This is a genomic window from Shewanella fodinae (genome assembly GCF_014651955.1).
Taxonomy (GTDB): domain Bacteria; phylum Pseudomonadota; class Gammaproteobacteria; order Enterobacterales; family Shewanellaceae; genus Shewanella; species Shewanella fodinae.
In genome coordinates this window covers 18,019-39,148 of sequence record NZ_BMXW01000004.1, presented here as the reverse complement: position 1 = coordinate 39,148, position 21,130 = coordinate 18,019, and the positions used below count along the sequence as shown (strand labels likewise).

Genomic DNA, 21,130 nt, shown 5'->3' with positions numbered 1-21,130 from the left:
CAAAAAGGCGGCCTGATGGTCGCCTTTTTATTATTAAGAACAGGTCAAAATTGACAAACAATACCTGAAAACATCAGAACCTAGCGAGAGTTTCTTCCACTTTGCGGAGCCAAGTACAGTTGTCACAATCACATTTACGTCGTGACAAGTGATGCGGTGTCAGATTGGCATCAACAAAGTCGACAGCAATTAGCAGTTGCTGCTTCAATTCTTCCACTGATTTTTCTTCCAAGGCGACTAAGCTGTCATTACGGTTCATCCAGATACATTCCATTCCCTGATGACAGAAAATGCATTGCTCATCGACGGCATTAAAAAAACCGGAATGAGGACAGTGACGTAACTCCATCGACTGGATCACTCTAGGTCTGGCGTATTCAAATAGCGCGATTAGTTCACGCTTGTCAGGCTCAGGCATAACGCCTCCGCTAAGATATGTCTATAGGACAAAGGTTACCCCTGACTGTTTTCGCTATATTTGATGTATGTCAAAGTGTCAGATAATCAGATGCGTTAGGAACATGCAAATCTGATATAGATCTCGCTTATATTGGTTTGTTCCCTACTTTGACTGCTGTTTAAATGGGCGGATAATCTAAGCTTCACTGCGGTAGGAGATGGTCGTTGCAAGTACCGGAATTACAACACTTCTACATTTCAGAAGAGCAGTCTGTTTATCTGCTTAGGGCCGATGATGCACGCAAACACCGCGCTTGGATCCGCCTTTGTCGTCAGCAACTGATAAAGCTTGGCTATGAAGAGCCTGAACTTATCGGCAAAGGTGCCTACGGTTTTGTCTTTGGAGGCCGCAATCGTTCCGGTGAAGAACATGTGTTCAAGTTTTCTCGTATCACCTTGCCACAGCACATTCAGGATCGCTTAGAAGAAGAAGCGTTTGTGTTATCACAAGTGCACCACCCCAACGTTCCTGCATTAATCAAATTTGAACGGGTTGGACGCCAAGGCATCATGGTGATGGCGCGCGCTTCTGGCCAGGATCTTGACCAACGCTGCCGCCAAATAGGAGCGCTACCGGTACATGAAATTATCAGTATCGCCCGGCAATTGGCGGATCTGCTGTTGTATCTGCGCCATGGCAGACCTTTGGTACATGGTGATATTAAACCATCAAACCTAGTGTATGACCCGCAGCAAGACAAGTTGTCACTGATTGACTGGGGCTCCGCGGTATTTGCTCAGCAGGAAGCAGACGGTCAACCGGCAAGTGCTAATGTGATGGAGTTATTGTCCTGCGACCAACAGCATACCAATGCCAGAATGGGCGATGTGTATTTTATTGGCGAGGAGCAACTGAACGGCGCCTTATCCAACCCACGTTTTGATGAGCAAGGTGTCGCAGCCACGCTATATGCGCTGGCGTCCGGTCAGGCCAGCCGTTTTGGCTCCAAGGTCATTCCTCCCACTAGCTTGGGATTACCTAAGGAACTGGCACGCACGCTGGAGGGAATGCTAAGTGATGACCCTAAATTACGTCAGCAAGCAGGTGATTATTTTCTGCGCAGTATGCGTTACAGTCATTATCTGCTGTTGCCGCCAGTGGCGGCGGTTGAGGTAACAGCGGATATTCCGGTGTGGGTGCAGTCTCAGAGCCGTGATGTGGAAACGGTCAGCTATAGCTCGCGCAAATCGTTTCTGCGCAGTCATCAAGGCGACATTGGCTCTGCCGAACCATTCCCCAATGATGTGCAGTTAGAAAAATACTATCGCAATTTTCTTGCGGGGATGGGCGATACCGAAAAGGGGTTTATCGCTGCGGTAGGGCGACTGGGGCAATATCCAATTGTTGGTGGACTGGCTATCCATTGGCGGGCACAGGGCGTATATATCGATTCCAATCTGGCGCTGTATGACGCGCCCCTTAAACCGGCACTCTTACAGGCGGTGAATAATATGGTGACGCTGGCGCGCGGGATCAGCAAAATCGGCGTCTTCAAAGCCTGTTTTTTTAACGCCAAAGATACCTTGCATCTGGAACGCGCCTCTGCTGCTATTCCCTTCAGCTGTAATGATGGTCAGCAGTTACCCTTTGAAATTGGCGATGTACCTAATCTGGAAGATAAGTCACGCCTGCATTCTTACTTTGAAGATGGTAAAGATCCAGATGAAAATCTAGAGCTGCCAGCAGAAATTATGGCGGAGCTGGAACGGCTTAACTTAATCCATCACACTGGCTGTATTATTTTCGAAGCCTTGCCGACCCACTTAAAAATTCATAGCTATCTGCGATTGCTCAATCCTCGTAAGCAGGCACAGTTTCGCGCCTGCCTTGACCGGATCCTGCTGCATGTTGACAAAATTCATGGTCAGGGCGTCTCGGGTTTTATGAAGCTCCCCTATAAAAACACCCGAGAGTTCTCCCATCTGCAGCGGCGCCCAGAACGATTTTTTCCACGTAACCCGAAGCGCAGCTGATTCAAATGGGCGCCCCCGGCGGCATGGGTACTGGATTCAGGATCATTCGCTTACTAGGCTGTTGCGCCTGTTGTTCAATAACGCTCTGCATCAGTTGATAATGCGCGGCGACAAAAGCGGTAACCCGTTTCTCCTTGCGATTGAACTGCTGCTGCCAGAAGGTGAGTTTAGCGCGCAGTTGTGCTCTGACCTCTGGGCTGGAGGCCGGATTTTCCATCGCATCCAGTACGGCATCCAATACCACCGCATTCACCCGCATTGCTACTGCTTCTTTATCACCCGACGGCAAATCGGCCAGCAATGTCTTAGCAGCTAACTGATCGAGTAACTTGCTGAGTGACAACTGTTCGTTGTCACGACTAGCTTGTTGCGCTATCCGGTTAAGGCGTTCGCTCTGCAGCAATAAACTGACAACGTGCCGACTGAGCGCCTCAGCCATGGCCTGAGGATCATTTGCCACCCCGAGTGACGAAGCAAAGCTTTCACGGCTGCGTTGATAATCGCCAGCCTTGGGCACCAATCTGGCGTAGAGACTGGTGGGCAGGTATAGCGCATCGCTGTCCAACGCCGCCAACAGGGCCTGTAGTGCCCGTAGTTGCATCTCTGGCGCCATATAATGCCAACTGCCGCCGTGAATATCTGCCTGATAACTGTAATCAATCCCGCCAATGAATTTGGCTGCCGCCTGCAACTGATAACGGCTCAGCAAATATACCGGTACTAACGCATCGGCCAGTTCCCCCAAAGGTTGCCCATTGAGTAACGCCGTGCCGGAAAATTGCTGTAACGCTAGCTTACGTACCTGCTGCAAGCGCTCCAGTTCGACAACCGGATCATCACCACGATCCCATAGACTGGCCCAGGCATTTGCGGCAGAAGACTGCCGCGAATCGGCCTCAGCAATATAGCGCAAGCCCTGTTGCTGCACTTGTTGTAATAATTCAGCCAACGCTGTTCTGGTCGCCGTTTGCTCACCAAAATCGCCATAGCCATAGGCGATAGCAAATTTGTCCCACTCACCAATGCCTTCGCGGTAGGGCTGACTGATATCAATTTGACCTTCATGCACACGGATATAAGGATGTGGATAATCCATCACCGAAGCGTTGCCGTTGCTGGAAGCTGCAAAATTGTGACTCAGACCCAGCGTATGACCAATTTCATGCGCCGCTAATTGACGGATGCGCGCCAGCGCCAATGCCATTGACGCATTATCGGCAGCGACCCTGTCACTCCACCCAGCAGTGACACCCCGAGCGATCAGTAAATCCTGTCGCACCCGTAAGCTGCCCAGTGTCACTTGACCTTTGATGATCTCGCCAGTACGTGGATCAGTCACCACCGCGCCATAGGACCAACCGCGGGTAGCGCGGTGCACCCATTGCACCACGTTGTAACGGATATCTTGGGGATCAGCGTAATCCGGCAGCATTTCCATCTTGAAAGCATTGAGAAACCCGGCAGCAGCAAAGGCCTGACTCCACCAGCGCCCGCCTTCTAATAATGCGCTACGTATCGGCTCCGGCACGCCGGGATCCAGATAATACACTATCGGCTTTATGACCTCGCTAGGGGCAGGACCAGGATGCACTTTTTGCAGACGATGGCGAAGCAACAGTCGTTTAGTCATATCCTGATCAATGGGTGTGGCGTAATCACGATATTCGTCAGCAAGGTACCCACTCATTGGCGTATAGGCTCGTGGTTGATATCCCGGTTCAGGTAAGGCAATGAAAGAGAAGCGTACTTGCAATGATAGCGCTTGCCCATCAGGTGCCACATCGGCCACTTGCGCGCCTGCTTTATCGGCGCCAAATGTCAGTTGTACGTCCACATCGCTGTTGCGCTCAAACGATTTAACGGAGGTAGGCAAGATCACCGAACGGCTTTGATCCAGATGGTAATGCCCCTGCCCAGTGGCGCTTAACTGTTGGGTAATGCCATGCAGATCTGTCAGCAACAGCTCGTTGAGTGGTACTAACAGGCGCTTTCCTGGCAGCAGTTTTCCTTGCCACAACACGGAATTAGCAAAGGCATCGGCGACAGCACGCCGCTCAAAAGGGTTGTTGCTACCAGCTCGATAACGGGTATTGAGTTGTTTGAGCAGCACATAAGGCCCCTGCCGTTCCAACTGTACCATCCGGGTATTTCCCAGTTGGCCGCGATCGAGCCCAATATCATTAGAACCAGCACCTTGTGGTAAACTGGTCAGCAACAGCATGGGGCGATTCAGGTGATTGGCTTCCAGATACAGCTGACCACTGCCATTATCAAAGTAGAAATTGATAAAACCTTCGGCTTTATCACTGTTACGTATGACACTGGCACTGTCTTCCGCCGCCGATAATGTCAGCGGCATTAGCAACAACAGCCACCATAGCAATCCCGAAAATGGCTTCATACCACTTATCCCCTGTGCTTGTTTCGCTTCCGTGGCATCCAAGTTAAGGGATTGATCCGCTTATCTCAAGCTTTGTGTATCCAGTGGCTGAGTGTTTCAAACAACTCATTGAGCATAATCGGCTTGGTAATGTGGGCGTTCATGCCTGCTTCTAAGCTCTTGTCTTTATCACCAGACATGGCATGAGCGGTCATCGCGATAATGGGAAGTTGTTCCATTGAATATTGTTTACGTAGCTCTCGCGTGGCGGTTAAACCGTCCATAACGGGCATCTGAATATCCATCAGCACTGCGTCATACGTTTTTTCTGCCACCATTGCCAGCGCCACTTTGCCGTTTTCGGCCACATCTACGTCATATCCGCCGCTACGAAGCAATTCACAGGCAACTTGTTGGTTGATAAGGTTATCTTCCACCAACAGCACCACCCCACGTAGTTCACTATTGTCAGTTGTTGACAGCTCTTGCACGGCATTATGTTCGGGGGCTTCACAAAATGCCGCTACGATTTCATTGAACAACGCCGATGACTTAAACGGTTTCTGCAGCAAAGCAAACACCTTGGTACTGCCCAGTTCCTGTGCCATTGGTTCAGCCGCATAAGCAGTCATCATGATCACCACTGGCCGTTTGCTAATTTTGCCATTGCTGACCATTTCATCCATCGCCACCAGCACGTCCCGACCGTCCATTTCCGGCATTTTCCAGTCAATCAGTAACAGATCAACAGGTTGCTGAGCCAATTTAAACAGCGCTTCTGGCCCACTGGCGGCGGTTTCCACATCAAAATGAAAATCACGCAATTGCGAGGCATAAATCTGTAATGCCGAAGGATTGTCATCCACTACCAAGGTACGCAGATTATTGAGTCGTTCCGGTACAGTTAACGGCGTAACGGGTGCTTCCTCTGCGATTTCAAAGCTGACGGTGAAAGTAAAAATACTGCCAACCCCCGGCTCACTCTGCACTTGTAGATCGCCGCCCATCATGGAGACCAAATGCTTACTGATGGATAAACCAAGACCGGTACCGCCATATTGACGTGTGGTCGAGCCATCTGCTTGGGCAAACGCATCAAATAGTTGCGCCTGCTTGGTCTTTTCAATGCCGATACCAGTATCCCGTACCCAGAATTTCAACGTCATCCGGTGATTGCGTTCACCCACATCTTCGCAGCCCAGTTCAATCTCGCCATCAGTGGTAAACTTCACCGCATTAGATAGCAGATTGACCAACACCTGCCCGAGTCGCAATGGGTCGCCTTTGAGGAGCAATCCAGCAGTCACTGGTGCATAGAGCAGCAGTTCAATACCCTTTTCTTGGGCTTTGAGCGCATTAAGATCTAGCGCATGTTCCAGTACTTTATCCAACTGGAACGGCACTTTTTCCAGCTCCAGCTTACCAGCCTCAATTTTTGAGAAGTCGAGAATGTCGTTGATGATCCGTAATAGTGACTGTGCCGAGAATCCGGCTTTTTCCAAATAGTCCTGTTGCTGCGGAGTCAGACTTGTACGCTGAGCCAACTGCAGCATACCGATAATGGCATTCATCGGGGTACGGATCTCGTGGCTCATATTCGCCAGAAACTCACTCTTATAGAGGTTAGCCAGTTCCGCATCTTTTTTGGCTTCCAACAATGCCAGCTCGGTATTCTTGTGGCGGGTAATGTCCTTATTGGTGCCCAGCATACGTTTAGGTTCACCGTTGCTAGTGAACTCCACCACCCGACCGCGAGCCAGCACCCAGTGATAATTGCCGCCCTTACCCAGCATGCGGAATTCCACATCATAAGTTCCAACGGGATCCCGCAGATACTGTTCACGGGTTTCCTGCACTCGCAGTCGATCATCCGGATGCGTCAACTCATCGATGGTGGACATCAATGCTGGGAACTCGTTGGCCTTATAACCCAGCATGGTGTAGAAAGACGGGTTGCAGATAAGCTGTTCTGAATCCAGATACCAGTCCCACAAACCATCTTCTACTGCATCCATTGCCAGATGGTAGCGCTCCTCAGACAAACGCAACTGTTCTGCAGATTCATATTCGCGGGTAACATCACGCCATACCACAATCAGTCCCTGTAACTCACCACGGCGGTTATAAAACGGCAGTTTCAAGGTATCGAGCAGTACAGGTCGCCCAGCCAGCTCCACTTTTTCTTGGTAACGTAACGGCGTCCGTTCCTGCAAGACTTTGGCGTCTTCATGACGGATGCGCTGTGATAATTCGGGAGGCGTCAGATCGCGATCTGACAAGCCGATCATTTCGCTTTCGGTATAACCCAGTACCCGCTCTGCCGCTTTATTGCACCCGAGGTATTTGCCTTCTTTATCTTTGAATACAATCGCTTCGGGAATCGAGTCCAAAAGCGATCGCAATAACGCAAACTCCTGCTCGCGGCGCTCGGTGGTTTCCCGCAAACGCTCAGTGCGCCGCGCCACCAGTTTATCCAGACGCTTATTCTGTTCAGCGAGATGTTTGGTGTACTGTTGGTTTTCATCAAAAATCCGGCTCACTAACTGAAACCAAGGCTGCCAGTCACGATTTATCTTACTCGGCGGTTCTTGTGGCGATTGCGAGCAGGCTTCTAGATGATTCAACAAACGCGAAGCGGGACTGACAAATGAGCGGCGGGTCTGCCAATGCACTATGGTAACCAAAATCGACAAAGCCAAGACCACGAGGAAGAAGGTAGCTTTCAGCTTCTCAAAGGAATCAGAAAACATGTCGTCTACGTTCTGCAGATACAGTAAACGCCATGGCGCGTTATGCAGCGCGACTGAGTAGATGTAATAACCGTTGCGGATCATGCCTTCATGGGCATCAAACAACTCAGATTCTGGCAAGGAGTGCAGTTCAGCCGGAATGCGCTGGCTGATGTGGTACACGCGGTTAATACTGGAAGTGTCAAAATCACTGTGAGACAGGATATTGTTGCCCTGATCCAGCAGGATCACTGTCCCCGGCATTTTAAAATATAGGCGAATCTGCCTTGCCAGTGACGCTAACGTCATATCAAGGTTGATAGAACCAATGAAATCATCGTCGAGATAAATCGGTACCCCGAGGGTGGTCAGCAAGCCGTTGCCAGCGGAATCCACATAAGCTTCACTCCAGAACACGCTGCGCTGTGGGTTCATCTCTGGGGTTGCCAACTGGAACTGTTTGCGATGTAACAGCTCATCACGAAAACGTACATCATCCGATGGCCAAGGATAATAGGACATCATCCGTCGTTTGGAGATGTAATAAATGGCGGATGCTTTAGGTGCCGCCTCCTTCGCTACCGGAAACGACAGTGACAGCTCAAACAGCATCTCCAATTCTTGATAGAACTTTTCGCTGCGGCCGTCCAAAGCTCCGATACCGGTAATGCGCCCCATATTGGTAAAGGGGTCGCCACTCCTGGCATAGGTGGGTTCTAAAGTGAAGTACTGACCGCTTTCATTAAACTTTTCATACTGTGGCAAACGCTCTTTGCGCACCTGTTCCGCCAACCGCAGGTGATCTACGGCAATATCCCGCAGACTTTTCACCGCACGGATACTGGACTCCAGCAACAGGTCTATCTGCATCACATGCCGGTCAACCTGCTCCTCTCGCAGCTGCATCTGCTCACTTTTCTGCCGCTCATAAAACCCCCAAGCGGTCAGTAACGCCAGCACAATTACCCCGATGTAAGTGTAAAACACGGCACGGTTATAATTTTTCTGAATGGGCGATTTTAGCTGGAGTTCAGGTTCAGTCGGTTTCATCCTAGCCCTTGCACAACGGCTGTATACAGGGAACAGCACGGAAAACTCTCACTATGATAGCAGCTTACCAAGGAAAACAAAGGCCTCCACAGAGGCCTTACACTGGATTACAAAGACTTACAACTGTTCTTCAGCAAATTCGGCAAGCCGCGAGCGTACCACGCCATTGAGATAAAGATTGGCACTGCCTTCAAACTGCTTGAACCGTTCAACAATGTAGGTCAAACCGGAAGTCACCGCGGTGAGATAGTTAGAATCAATCTGTGCCAAATTGCCGCAACAGATAAGTTTGGTGCCTTCGCCCATACGGGTGATCATGGTTTTGATTTGAGAGGCTGTCAGATTTTGGCATTCATCTAGCAATACCACGGAATTTTGAATCGAACGTCCACGCATAAAGTTAATGGATTTAAACTGAATATTGGCCTTATCCATGATGTAATTGAGTGAACCCGCGGGGTTAACATCATGTTTGTGCAGCACTTCCAGTGTATCGGTGATAGCTGCCAGCCACGGCGCCATTTTCTCTTCCTCCGTCCCCGGTAGAAAGCCAATTGATTCGGCAATTTCCGGGGTATTACGGGTCACGATCACCTTGTCATACTGATTGCGTTCCACCACTAGCTCTAATGCCGCCGCCATCGCCAGCAGTGTTTTACCACAACCCGCAGGACCGGTCAGGATCACCATATCAATGCTCGGATCCAACAGCGCCTGCAGTGCCATGCCTTGATAAATATTCTTCGGGCGAACCCCCCAAGCTTCCATATTCAATAGCCGTTCGCGTCCAAGATCTAACACACTCAGCGAGGATTCAGTACGACCAACCACCCGACCGCAGAAGTTGGAGTCTTGATCCAACAGATATTGATTCATGTAAAAAATATCATCGCCCAGATCTTTAAGCGGTACATCGTGCACTGTCTGGCGGCCATGACGCTCTGTCGCCACCCGGTCCAGATGTTCCCAGAAATTCCCTTCAAATTCATGAAATCCCTTGGATAAAAAGCGGATATCGTCGATCAGTTGGTCGGTACGATAATCCTCTACCATCAGCATCCCCGCCCCTTTGGCTTTGAGACGCATGTTGATATCTTTAGTTACCAGCACCACTGGTCGAGGGTGATGTAGCTTCTGCAAATAAAGCGCGGTATTGATAATGCGGTTATCGTTGTTATCGCCAGGTAATGCACCAATAGTGAACTCAATCTGGTGGTCGGGGAAGATGGCGAGAGTGCCAGTCGCATCGCCGTGGCCTTCACGTGCGGGTAGCGGCACGCCGCTAATAATTTGTTCCGGGGTGATATCGCCGCCAAGCGTATCTTCTAAGGCTCTGATGGCCACTCTGGCATCGCGACTGACATCGCGTTTGCGGTCTTTAATCTGGTCCAGTTCTTCAAGCACCGTCATAGGAACTATTACGTCGTGCTCTTTAAACGAATATATCGCCAAGGGTTCATGCAATAAAACATTGGTATCAAGTACAAACAATTTTCTGTCGTCTTGTTCCATAGCGCCTCCATAGCGTCATTGCATTATGACTTTGTGGTTTTTGTCGGGCGGGTAACGCCTGGTATCAGATAAGAGGCTCCTGTGGTTGGGTGAATGGCAAGCGTCCCCGGTGACGGGTTCAGTTTTTATACTGTCACCATTACTATGGGATGACAATCGCTTCGCGTTAAGAATTTTTAACAGCAATTTTACATTAGTAAAAATCCACCTCTGTCGATTACAGCCGCCTTCGGCAGGATTGGTATTATAATCGCTTTGGTATAACATACGCGCCCTTCACCAGGCACCGAGGAAAAGAGTTAAAAATGCCATTTGCTTTAGGTCAACGCTGGATCAGTGATACGGAATCAGAGCTAGGATTAGGCACGGTGGTACAATTGGAAGGTAGGATGGTCACCCTGCTATTTCCTGCAACCGGAGAAAGCCGCATCTTCTCCCGTCATGATGCCCCCTTAACCCGCGTGATCTACAACCCCGGTGATAAAGTCAAAAGTCATGAAGGCTGGACACTGGAAATCCAGATGGTTGCGGAACATGACGGTTTAGTCCTCTACCATGGTACAAATACCGACAACGGCGAAGCCGTGTCGCTACGCGAAACCTTGCTGGATCACAATATCCGCTTTAACAAACCGCAGGATCGGCTGTTTGCCGGTCAGTTGGATCGTCTTGATCGCTTCGGCGTGCGTTATCAGGCACAGCGTTTGCGCCACCATCTGGCAACCTCTGAATTGCTCGGATTACAGGGGCCAAGAGTCGGTCTTATTCCGCACCAGTTATGGATTGCCGCAGAAGTCGGCCGCCGCCATGCACCTCGCGTTTTACTGGCGGATGAAGTGGGCCTCGGGAAAACCATCGAAGCTGGCTTAATTATCCACCAGCAACTGATGACTGGCCGTGCTGAACGTGTATTAATTCTGGTGCCAGATACCCTGCGGCACCAGTGGCTGGTGGAGATGCTGCGACGCTTCAACCTACGTTTCTCAGTGTTTGATGAAGAGCGTTGTGTCGAAGCCTTTGCCGATCACGATAATCCGTTTTATACCGAACAACTGGTGATCTGCTCACTGGATTTGCTGAAACAGAAACGCCGCCTAGACCAAGCACTGGATGCTGATTGGGATTTACTGGTGGTGGATGAAGCCCACCATTTGGAATGGACCGCCGATAAACCCAGCAAGGCTTATCAGATAGTTGAGGCCTTAGCCCAGGTAGTACCTGCCGTCATGTTGCTGACAGCCACGCCAGACCAACTGGGACATGAAAGCCATTTCGCCAGATTAAGGCTACTGGATCCCAACCGTTTTTACGACTATCCAGCATTCATTAAGGAAGAACAGGATTATCGACAGGTGGCTCAAGCGGCTGATGCTATCGCCAGCGGTCATAAGCTGCCTGATGATGTGATTGCGCTGCTGACCGAACTACTGGCCGAAAAAGATATCATTCCAGCCATCAAATTAATCCAAGCCGACAACATCGCCCCAGAGCAACAACAGCACGCGAGAGACGAGCTATTGCAACAACTTCTGGATCGCCACGGCACTGGTCGAGTGTTGTTCCGCAATAGCCGCGCCTCAGTGAAAGGCTTTCCACAGCGTATTTTTCAGGCTTATCCACAGCCGATGCCAGAACAGTATCAGACCGCCATGCGCGTAGCCCTGATGATGAATCGCAATCTGCCGGATGAAACCCAGGCACGACTGGCGCTAACACCAGAAAAACTGTATCAACAGTTTGATGAGCAATCCGCTGCCTGGTGGAAATTTGATCCTCGCGTTGACTGGCTGATCGATTTCCTGAAAAACCATCGCAGTAAAAAGGTACTGATCATCGCCGCTCAAGCCGCCACAGCGTTAAGTTTGGAAGAAGCACTGCGTACCCGCGAAGGGATTCTGACTACCGTATTCCACGAAGGCATGTCCATCATTGAACGGGACAAGGCCGGAGCATTTTTTGCACAGGAAGAAGGTGGCGCGCAGGCATTGATTTGCTCGGAAATCGGCTCCGAAGGCCGTAACTTCCAGTTTGCTAGTCACTTGGTGCTGTTTGATCTGCCACTTAACCCCGATCTGCTGGAACAGCGTATCGGCCGTCTCGATCGTATCGGTCAGCAGCACGATGTGAATATTCATCTGCCCTATATTGAAGACTGTGCTCAATCACGGTTGCTGAACTGGTATCACCAAGGGCTGAATGCCTTTGAGCAAACCTGTCCAGTTGGTCACATACTGTTCAAGGAGTTTGCTGCAGAACTGCTGCCATTGCTGGTTCATGAAGACGACGAAGCCATGACCAACCTGCTAAATCATACTCGTAGCCGTTACAAAGAGCTGAAGCAGGCCATGGAGCAAGGTCGCGATAAACTGCTGGAACTGAACTCCAACGGCGGCGATCGCGCTAAAGCGCTGGCCTGGCAACTGGCAGAAATGGATAGCGATACCGGTCTAATCGGTGCGGTTATTCGTTTATGGGATGTCATCGGTATCGACCAAGAAGATAAAGGCGAACACACCATTGTTTTGCGTCCTAGTGAACATATGATGTTTCCCACCTACCCTGGCTTGCCAGAAGATGGTGTGACCGTGACATTCGAGCGCGATACCGCTTTAACGCGGGATGATATTGCGTTGATCACTCAGGAACACCCGCTGGTACAAACAGGGCTGGATTTAATCACGGGGTCAGACACTGGCACCACCTGCGTAGCGTTGTTGAAAAACAAGGCTTTACCCGCAGGAACGCTGTTTCTGGAGCTCATTTACATCGCCGATGCCTCAGCCCCGAAAGCCAGCCAGCTGTTCCGCTATCTACCCGCGACCCCGATCCGGGTGCTACTGGACAAAGACGGCAACGATCTGGCCGCAAAAGTCGCCTATGAACAGTGGGATCGGCAGTTAAGTCCAGTGAATCGCCATATCGGCAGCAAGCTGGTCAATGCCTCTCAACCGCTACTGCACCCGCTGTTGGCGAAAGGTGAACAACACGCCCAGACTGCCATGACGGCTTTACTGCAACAAGCTAGGCAGCAAATGGAAACGAGTCTGCATGCAGAGTTAGAACGCTTAGAAGCTCTGCAAACTGTCAATCCCAATATCCGCGACGAAGAACTGCTATTTTTACGGCAGCAAATCGCCGAACTGAATGGCTATTTGGACAACTGTCAACTGCGCTTGGATGCCATCCGGCTAGTACTGGTCAGCCATGTCTGATAACACAGGCCCGCAAATGCGGGCTTGTTTTTAAGTGCGCCGCACTGTGTTTCAGCCACAATGCACTTATAATGAGTTTTTTACTGGCGGAATATCGTGTTGCTGAAGTTTATCCGAGTACTGCTGCTATTAATGTTGGCTTATGGTTTGTTCGCTGCGCCCACAGTGCAGGCTAACCCAACCGCTGACGCTGAACAGCAGACGAGTCAGATTCAAATTGATGGTAAGCCCGTCACCGTGTTGACCCGTGATTGGCAGTATCGCATACACCGTGGCAGTGCCATCTTCATTCCTGCACCAGGTGATAATGCCATGTCACCAGGGTTGCTGGAATATCTGCGACAACAACTGAATCTGTTAGGCTGGACCACTATCAGTCTCACGCCACCACCGCAACCAGCGGAACCCAATTTCACCACCGAGGCGACCGAAGTCAACAAAGCCGGTGATGGCAAGGTGCAAGACAGTGGCAACGCCACCACCCGCAAGCGCAGTGATACTGACTGGCAGCAATTACAACAATCGCAACAACACTATCTGCAGCAAGGATTGACACAATTGCAGGCATCGTCACAAGCGTTAGCTGGTAAAAAATTGCTGATTGCCGCCGGACCTTCTGCAGCATTAGTGCTTAACTTACTAAGTAACAACAACATTATGGCACCCGATCTGCTGGTACTGATCAATCCCTATGCCGATGAAGCTAATGCAAATGCGCAAATTCCCAAACTGTTGGCCAATTTGCCGCTGGCAGTGCTGGATTTACAATCACCAGACGCGAATAGCGCTTCACTCGCCACTCAATCACAACGACAACAAGTGTATGACAGCCACCCCGGGTATCACTCGCGACAATTGCTTATGGGGCTGGATTTGACCCAAGCCACGGCTTATGACGTATGTTTGCATCTGATAAATCAAATGGGTAGCAGCATTGTTGCAATTGATAAAGAAAATCCCGCAAAAGCAGTATCGCCTTAAAAGGCGACAGCTGAAATGTCTGTGGCCGTCTATAATTAAGCCGCTGTTTTTCCCGGACTCAACACGGAGAGCCGCTGAATGACCATTCCTGTACTGATATGTGATGACTCTGCGCTGGCACGCAAACAAATGGCACGCACGCTCCCCAAGGAGTGGGATATTGAGATCACTTATGCCACCAATGGTGCAGAAGGATTAGAAGCAATAAAAGCCGGCAAGGGCGAAGTTGTCTTTCTCGACTTAAACATGCCGGTGATGGATGGTTACGAAGTACTACGTACGGTACAGCAGCAAGACTTGCCAGCGATGATCATCGTAGTGTCGGGCGATATTCAAATGCAGGCGCATCAGCGAGTGAAAGCCCTTGGGGCACTGGATTTTATTCAAAAGCCCGTCAGTGCAGATGCCATTACCAATATCCTGGAAGAGTACGGAATTCTGACATTAGCGGTAACAAATGCCCCCGCGACGGAAGAAGCTCCGCTGCTTGAAGTGGATCTGCGCGATGCCTGTCAGGAAGTTGCCAACGTTGCCATGGGACGGGCAGCGGATCTGTTGGCCAAACTGCTGGACGTGTTTGTGCTGCTACCAATTCCCAACGTTAATGTGTTAGAGGTTAGTGAACTGACGATGGCATTAAAAGCCACCGAAAGCAGTACAAAGGTTTCGGCGTTATGTCAGGGATTCATTGGCGCCGGGATCGCCGGTGAAGCATTACTGATTTTCCATGACTCCAGTTTCGCCGATATGGCGCACTTAATGGGCATGGCTAACCCAGACAATACCAATACCGAAATTGAAGTATTGATTGACACTGGTAACGTGTTGATTGGAGCTTTTCTCAATGGCATATCAGAACAGTTGGACATGAACTTCAGTCAATCTCATCCTGTGGTCCTTGGCCGTCACTGCACGGTAAATGATCTGGTCCACGATAATTCCAGTCGATGGAAGCGGACATTGGCAATGGAGATCAACTACCGTATCGAAGGCCACAATGTACAGTGCGATCTATTGTTGCTGTTTACTGAAGACTCCCTGCCGACAATGAATTTTAAACTCGGCTACCTGATGAACTGAAACGGATACTGCGATGACTCACGATGCTGACCCAATGAACGAACTGCACTGGTTGATTGATATGGTACAGACCATAGAAGTAGGTCTAGTGGTGCTCGACCGCAATTTCAATATTCAGTTGTGGAATGGTTTCATGGAGAACCACAGCGGTATTTCCCCCAACGAGCTTAAGGGCGATAATCTGTTCCAACGCTTTCCAGAGTTACCTGCCGATTGGTTACGGCAGAAAATGGAACAGGTTTTTTTGCTAAAAAACAATGTCTTTATCAGTTGGGAACAACGGCCTTATATCTTCAAATTCAACAACTATCGCCCCATTACCGGCCGTGCTGAATTCATGTATCAGAACATCACGCTGTTGCCTTTGAGTTCACTCAGTGGCACCAGTCACATCAGCATGATCATCTACGACGTTACCGATATCGCCATCAATAAAATGCAACTGACAGCCGCCAATGAGCAGTTACAGCAGCTGAACCAGCGGGATGAGCTGACACAACTGTTTAATCGTCGCCATTGGCAGGAATTGGTGCAACAGGAATTTGCTCGTTTCAGCCGTTACCAGGAACCCACATCACTGTTGTTAGTAGACATTGATCGACTGAAAACCATTAATGATCAATATGGTCATGTTGCTGGAGACAGAGCTATCCAACATATGGCCCACCTCATCAGCCGCAACTTGCGCAGCACAGATATGGCTTGCCGTTATGGCGCCAACGCATTCGCACTGCTACTACATCACAGTAATGCTGAGCAAACGCTACAGCTTGCGGCCAGACTGCAATCCAGTCTGGCGCAGACACCGTTGCAGTTTAATGGTGAACAACTGACATTTACGTTCAGTGCAGGTGTTTGCCCACTGGATGAGGAATGTAACAGTTATGACCTGTGGTTGGATAAAGCCGATGAAACACTGGCAAAAGCCAAGATGGCAGGTAGAAACCAGACGATTCTCACTAACGGCTAAGTGATAAAAAACACCGCACTAGGCGGTGTTTTTTATCATATTCAAGAGATACGTTGCACCTTGCCACCAAGGCCGCTGAACTTATCTTCAATATGCTCGTAACCACGATCCAAGTGATAAATGCGATCCACCACTGTGGTTCCTTCTGCAACTAAGCCTGCAATCACCAAACTAGCAGAGGCTCGCAGGTCGGTGGCCATGACCTGCGCACCGTTAAGCGATTCACGTCCATGAATGATGCAGGTATTACCTTCCAACTCCATACTGGCCCCCATTCGATTTAATTCGGGAACATGCATAAAGCGGTTTTCAAAGATAGTTTCAGTGATGGTGCTAGTGCCTTGCGCTAAGGCATTGAGCACACAAAACTGCGCCTGCATATCGGTGGGAAACCCAGGATATGGCATCGTTTTCAAGCTTACCGCTCGTGGACGCTGGCCTTTCATATTCAGTTCAATCCAGTCACTACCAACGGTAATCTCGGCTCCGGCTTCTTGAAGCTTCACCAACACCGCGTCCAAAGAGGCCGGATCCGCATCCAGACAGCGAATGCGACCACGGGTAACGGCAGCGGCGACAAGGAATGACCCGGTCTCAATCCGATCAGGCATCACCCGATAGTGACAACCATGCAGTTTTTCCACGCCTTGAATACGGATAGTGGCCGTGCCTGCACCTTCAATACGAGCACCCATAGCAATAAGGCACTTCGCCAAATCCACAACTTCAGGCTCTCTCGCAGCGTTTTCAATGATAGTTTCACCATCTGCCAGCGCAGCAGCCATCAGCAGGTTTTCCGTCGCCCCGACACTGACCATATCCATAAAGATATGAGCGCCTTTGAGACGGCCATCAATGCGAGCTTTAACATAGCCCTCTTTCACCTCAATGTGAGCTCCCATCAGCTCTAATCCGTGCAGATGCAAATTCACCGGTCTAGCACCGATGGCACACCCCCCTGGCAGCGACACATCGGCAGTACCATAACGGGCTAGCAAAGGGCCAAGCACCAATATAGAGGCGCGCATGGTTTTTACCAGATCATAGGGCGCACAAAACTCATTGATATTTTTGGCATTAATATGCACAACGCCATTTGCTTGTTCTAACACCTCGGCGCCAAGACAACGCAGCAACTTACAACTGGTAGTGACATCCCGGAGATTGGGAACATTGGAAAGAATGACCGGCTCGTCAGTAAGCACCCCCGCCATCAAGATAGGCAAAGCAGCATTTTTGGAACCGGAAATCACGACGTTACCGGCAAGTGGACCACTTGCCTGAATGGTTAATTTATCCACATCAACTCTCTACACTGGCATATTGAAGATCTTTTCACGCTGCCACTGCGCAGGAGTAAAAGTCTTGATACTGAGGGCATGCATCTCACCGCTGGTAATACGGTCCATCAATGGTGCATAAATTGTCTGTTGTTGCTTAATTTTGCTCATACCTTCAAAGCAATCACCAACAGCAACAATCTTGAAATGAGTCCCTTCCACCGTCACATAGACTTCGGAAAGAGCCAGTGCGTTGCGTAAAACAGTTTCGATCTCTTGTGTATCCATCAGCGAATATACCTTGTCAGGCGTTGCTTACTCAGTGAAAAATTCTTGCAGATCATAAAGATCTATCAAACGTTTAACTTGGGGTGATGGTGCACTCAGGCGCAATTGCGATGGATGCTGACTCAGCAGTTCCAGCAGAAACGCTATACCAGCACTGTCGCTGTAATCCAGTCCGCGCAAATCTAGGTTCTGGGTGTCCGCCGCTAGCAGTTGAGTGCGTTGCGCCCATAACTGTTTGACATCATCCTGACTCAGCCGCCCAACGATCTGGCAGCTGTCACCCAGTTGCTTGAACTCTATCACAGCGCATCCTTACCTTTAGGGGCATTGAAATCGATATGGATATTGCCTTTGTCTTTTAGCATAGCAATCACTTGATCAATGCCTTTCTCGCGCACCATAGCGGTGACTTCAGACTGCTTAGAGTTCAGCAGACTTACGCCTTCTGCCACCATATCAAACACTTTCCAAGTGTCATCTTTTAGACGGCGAGCCCGGAAATCCAGTTTGATTGGCGGACGGTCATTGTCCACGATCTGTACACCGACATCCACCATGCGTTCGCCGGAATAATCACTTTCTGGATCAAACTTCAGTTTCTGATCAGTGTAAGCGGTAAAAGCTTGGGCATAAGTTGCAACCAGATACCCTTCAAATGCGCTGACAAAGTCATCACGCTGCTCTTTGGTGGTTTCCTGCAAATAAGGACCGAGGACCTTATAAGCCGCATAACGTGTATCTACATAGGGCATCAACTCTTCAGACACGACAGTTTTCAGATAGTCAGGTTGTGCCTTGATTTTATCCTGATCCTGCTGAAAACGGGCAAAAGTCTGGTCAGCCACTTCCTTAATCATGGCATAAGGATCTTTGTACTCTTTGGTGGCTGCCTGCGACGCCATTGGTAATATCAGAAAAACTGTCGCAACCACACCGATTAATTTTTTAAACATAAGGGACTCCTTATTTTTTATCTTTTGAACCGGCGCTGTATAAGAACTGACCGATAAGATCTTCCAGCACCAGTGCAGAATGAGTATCGTAAATGCGGTCACCATCTTTTAAGGTGGCAACATCGTCATCGACAAACCCAGGGGTCAATCCCAGAAACTGCTCGCCTAGCAGACCTGAGGTTAATACCGACAGACTGCTGGTTTCCGGAAACTTGTTGTAGCGCTTATCCATGGTCAGGGTGACCACAGGTTCCATTTTTTTCGGATCCAATGCAATACCACTTACGCGGCCAACAACCACGCCCCCAACTTTCACTGGAGAACGCACTTTAAGCCCACCCACATTGCTAAATTCAGCTGTCAGCGTGTAGGTATCACTGGAAGTTTGTACCTCAACATTGGCAACTTTGTAGACCAACACCAGAAACGCAGCCAACCCTGCCAGCAGAAACACACCTACCAAGAATTCAATTTTTCTTGTCAACATAATCAGTTACCAAAGTTAAACAGTCATTATCCATTACTTGCCAAACATCAATGCTGTCAGCAAAAAGTCCAGTGCCAGAACCGCCAGGCTTGATTGCACTACGGTCTGAGTTGTTGCCCGGCTAATACCTTCCGGATTAGGTACCAACTGGTAGCCCCGATACAATGCTATCCAGGTCACCACCCAAGAAAATACAAAGCTTTTGATCAGACAGTTCACAATATCCTGCCGCCACTCTACGGCAGCCTGCAGAATTGACCAGAACGCACCGTCATCAATGCCCTTCCACTCAACACCTACCAAATAACCGCCATAAATACCGACAGCGGTAAACATCAGGGCTAACAATGGCATACTGAAAAAACCAGCCCAGAAGCGCGGCGCAATAACCTGTCGCAACGGATCTATTGCCATCATCTCTAGGCTCGACAGCTGTTCAGTGCTCTTCATCAGCCCTAGTTCTGCGGTAAGCGCCGAACCGGCTCGACCCGCAAATAATAGTGCCGTCACGACTGGCCCTAGTTCTCGCAACAAACTTAGTGCCACCAAAGGACCGAGACTCTGTTCCGTGCCAAAATCAACCAAAATGGTGTATCCCTGCAACGCCAACACCATTCCAATGAACAGGCCGGAAACCAGAATGATCACCATTGACTGCACGCCTACCACATAGATCTGTTTGACCAGCAGCGGCGTACCTTTTCGGGGTCTTGGTATTTGCACCAAGGCTCCCCATAACAACAGCCCGGCTTTTCCCAAACCGGCAACCAACCCCAGCGCATCGCGCCCGAGATCAGCAATAGAATCAGTCAGACGCACCCAATAACTCCTTCTGATAATCCATAGCCGGATAGTGAAATGGAACCGGACCATCCGGTGCGCCATCAAGGAACTGTCGCAGTTGCGGATTATTAGCATGTCGCAGCTGTTCAGGGGTTCCCTCCGCAATAATGCGTTTATCGGCAATGATATAGACGTAATCAGCAATGCTTAACACTTCGCTGACATCGTGCGAAACCACAATGGAGGTGAGTGACAATGCATCGGACAATTCCCGGATCAACTTCACTAGCACCCCCATGGAAATGGGATCCTGACCAGTAAAAGGCTCATCATACATCACCATTTCTGGCTCAAGTGCTATAGCACGGGCCAGTGCCGCTCGCCGCTGCATACCGCCAGACAGTTCACTCGGCATCAGCGAAGCCGCGCCACGTAACCCTACAGCCTCTAGTTTCATCAGCACAATCCGACGAATAATGGCTTCAGGCAAACCGGAATGTTCACGTAAAGCAAATGCGGTATTATCAAACACATTCATATCAGTAAACAGCGCACCGCTTTGGAACAGCATGCTCATCCGTTTGCGCACTTCAAACAGTTCACTACGTTTGAGCTGATGAATATTTTTGCCCTCAAACAGCACCTCACCACTATCTGGCGTTAGCTGACCACCAATTAATTTCAGCAGGGTCGTTTTACCAATACCACTAGGCCCCATAATGGCGGTGACTTTGCCTTTGGGGATGCTCAGACTGATCTTGTCGTAGAGCACCCGAGAGCCCCTACTGAAACTGAGATTCTTCACTTCGACCAATGCGGTCTGGGTTTGGCTCATGTTTGATTCCAGTTCTAATATTCCTGTTAAAGATAAATGGGATTTATCGCCGCTCCCATTGCTAGCGCAACCCCAAACTAACGGAGAGAGATTCTAGATTGCCGAGAACTAAACTTTGGCGATCCATTTCGTCCTGAAACATCATAACTATTCATCA

The 21,130-nt window shown here is 49.7% G+C and carries 16 protein-coding genes; 5 read left to right on the top strand and 11 right to left on the bottom strand.

The genetic code is table 11. The features are described 5' to 3' along the window. Window positions 1-73: 73 nt before the first annotated feature. Window positions 74-418, bottom strand: coding sequence for a hypothetical protein (locus IE064_RS05130; RefSeq protein WP_133037313.1), 345 nt, complete (start codon window positions 416-418; stop codon window positions 74-76). 206 nt (window positions 419-624) lie between these two features. On the opposite strand from IE064_RS05130, the gene IE064_RS05125 reads away from it, so the two are divergent. Beyond that, on the top strand, window positions 625-2,433 hold the full coding sequence (locus IE064_RS05125) for a protein kinase domain-containing protein (protein WP_189616929.1): 1,809 nt from the start codon (window positions 625-627) through the stop codon (window positions 2,431-2,433). A 1-nt stretch (window position 2,434) separates the two neighbouring features. Here the strand turns inward: IE064_RS05125 and IE064_RS05120 are convergent, their stop codons facing one another. From IE064_RS05120 to IE064_RS05110, 3 genes are all read right to left on the bottom strand, one after another. Next, window positions 2,435-4,834, bottom strand: a complete 2,400-nt coding sequence (locus IE064_RS05120; RefSeq protein WP_189616928.1) for a zinc-dependent metalloprotease — start codon at window positions 4,832-4,834, stop codon at window positions 2,435-2,437. A 65-nt stretch (window positions 4,835-4,899) separates the two neighbouring features. Next, window positions 4,900-8,592, bottom strand: a complete 3,693-nt coding sequence (locus tag IE064_RS05115; RefSeq protein WP_189616927.1) for a response regulator — start codon at window positions 8,590-8,592, stop codon at window positions 4,900-4,902. A gap of 117 nt (window positions 8,593-8,709) precedes the next feature. Next, window positions 8,710-10,104: a PhoH family protein gene (locus IE064_RS05110; protein ID WP_189616926.1), complete on the bottom strand. Its 1,395-nt coding sequence runs from the start codon at window positions 10,102-10,104 to the stop codon at window positions 8,710-8,712. Between the two features lie 305 nt (window positions 10,105-10,409). On the opposite strand from IE064_RS05110, the gene rapA reads away from it, so the two are divergent. The 4 genes from rapA to IE064_RS05090 all read left to right on the top strand — a co-directional run bounded on the left by rapA (window position 10,410) and on the right by IE064_RS05090 (window position 16,347). Continuing rightward, window positions 10,410-13,316 carry an RNA polymerase-associated protein RapA gene (rapA, locus tag IE064_RS05105; protein ID WP_189616925.1) on the top strand — a complete coding sequence of 969 codons (2,907 nt, stop codon included), beginning with the start codon at window positions 10,410-10,412 and terminating at the stop codon, window positions 13,314-13,316. A gap of 99 nt (window positions 13,317-13,415) precedes the next feature. Next, a complete protein-coding gene (locus IE064_RS05100) occupies window positions 13,416-14,297 on the top strand; it encodes a DUF3530 family protein (protein WP_189616924.1) in 882 nt (293 codons plus the stop codon). A 78-nt stretch (window positions 14,298-14,375) separates the two neighbouring features. Next, entirely contained in the window at window positions 14,376-15,377 is a 1,002-nt protein-coding gene (locus tag IE064_RS05095) for a response regulator (RefSeq protein WP_189616923.1), read from the top strand. A gap of 13 nt (window positions 15,378-15,390) precedes the next feature. Next, complete coding sequence (locus IE064_RS05090) at window positions 15,391-16,347, top strand: sensor domain-containing diguanylate cyclase (protein WP_189616922.1); 957 nt, start codon at window positions 15,391-15,393, stop codon at window positions 16,345-16,347. A 41-nt stretch (window positions 16,348-16,388) separates the two neighbouring features. Here the strand turns inward: IE064_RS05090 and murA are convergent, their stop codons facing one another. Genes murA through mlaF form a run of 7 tightly spaced genes read right to left on the bottom strand, consistent with a single transcriptional unit; the run spans window position 16,389 to window position 20,973 of the window. Next, window positions 16,389-17,648, bottom strand: a complete 1,260-nt coding sequence (murA, locus tag IE064_RS05085) for a UDP-N-acetylglucosamine 1-carboxyvinyltransferase (RefSeq protein WP_189616921.1) — start codon at window positions 17,646-17,648, stop codon at window positions 16,389-16,391. Window positions 17,649-17,657: 9 nt separating this feature from the next. Next, on the bottom strand, window positions 17,658-17,915 hold the full coding sequence (locus tag IE064_RS05080) for a BolA family protein (protein WP_133037322.1): 258 nt from the start codon (window positions 17,913-17,915) through the stop codon (window positions 17,658-17,660). Between the two features lie 27 nt (window positions 17,916-17,942). Continuing rightward, window positions 17,943-18,218: an STAS domain-containing protein gene (locus tag IE064_RS05075; protein WP_189616920.1), complete on the bottom strand. Its 276-nt coding sequence runs from the start codon at window positions 18,216-18,218 to the stop codon at window positions 17,943-17,945. Then, window positions 18,215-18,868 carry an MlaC/ttg2D family ABC transporter substrate-binding protein gene (locus IE064_RS05070; protein ID WP_189616919.1) on the bottom strand — a complete coding sequence of 218 codons (654 nt, stop codon included), beginning with the start codon at window positions 18,866-18,868 and terminating at the stop codon, window positions 18,215-18,217. The genes IE064_RS05075 and IE064_RS05070 overlap by 4 nt, the downstream gene beginning before the upstream one ends. Before the next feature lie 10 nt (window positions 18,869-18,878). Continuing rightward, window positions 18,879-19,355 carry an outer membrane lipid asymmetry maintenance protein MlaD gene (mlaD, locus tag IE064_RS05065; protein WP_189616918.1) on the bottom strand — a complete coding sequence of 159 codons (477 nt, stop codon included), beginning with the start codon at window positions 19,353-19,355 and terminating at the stop codon, window positions 18,879-18,881. Window positions 19,356-19,388: 33 nt separating this feature from the next. Then, window positions 19,389-20,174 (bottom strand): lipid asymmetry maintenance ABC transporter permease subunit MlaE, encoded by a 786-nt coding sequence (gene mlaE / locus IE064_RS05060; protein ID WP_189616917.1) that lies wholly within the window; start codon window positions 20,172-20,174, stop codon window positions 19,389-19,391. Further along, window positions 20,161-20,973, bottom strand: a complete 813-nt coding sequence (gene mlaF / locus IE064_RS05055) for a phospholipid ABC transporter ATP-binding protein MlaF (protein ID WP_189616916.1) — start codon at window positions 20,971-20,973, stop codon at window positions 20,161-20,163. The genes mlaE and mlaF overlap by 14 nt, the downstream gene beginning before the upstream one ends. Window positions 20,974-21,130 lie beyond the last annotated feature (157 nt).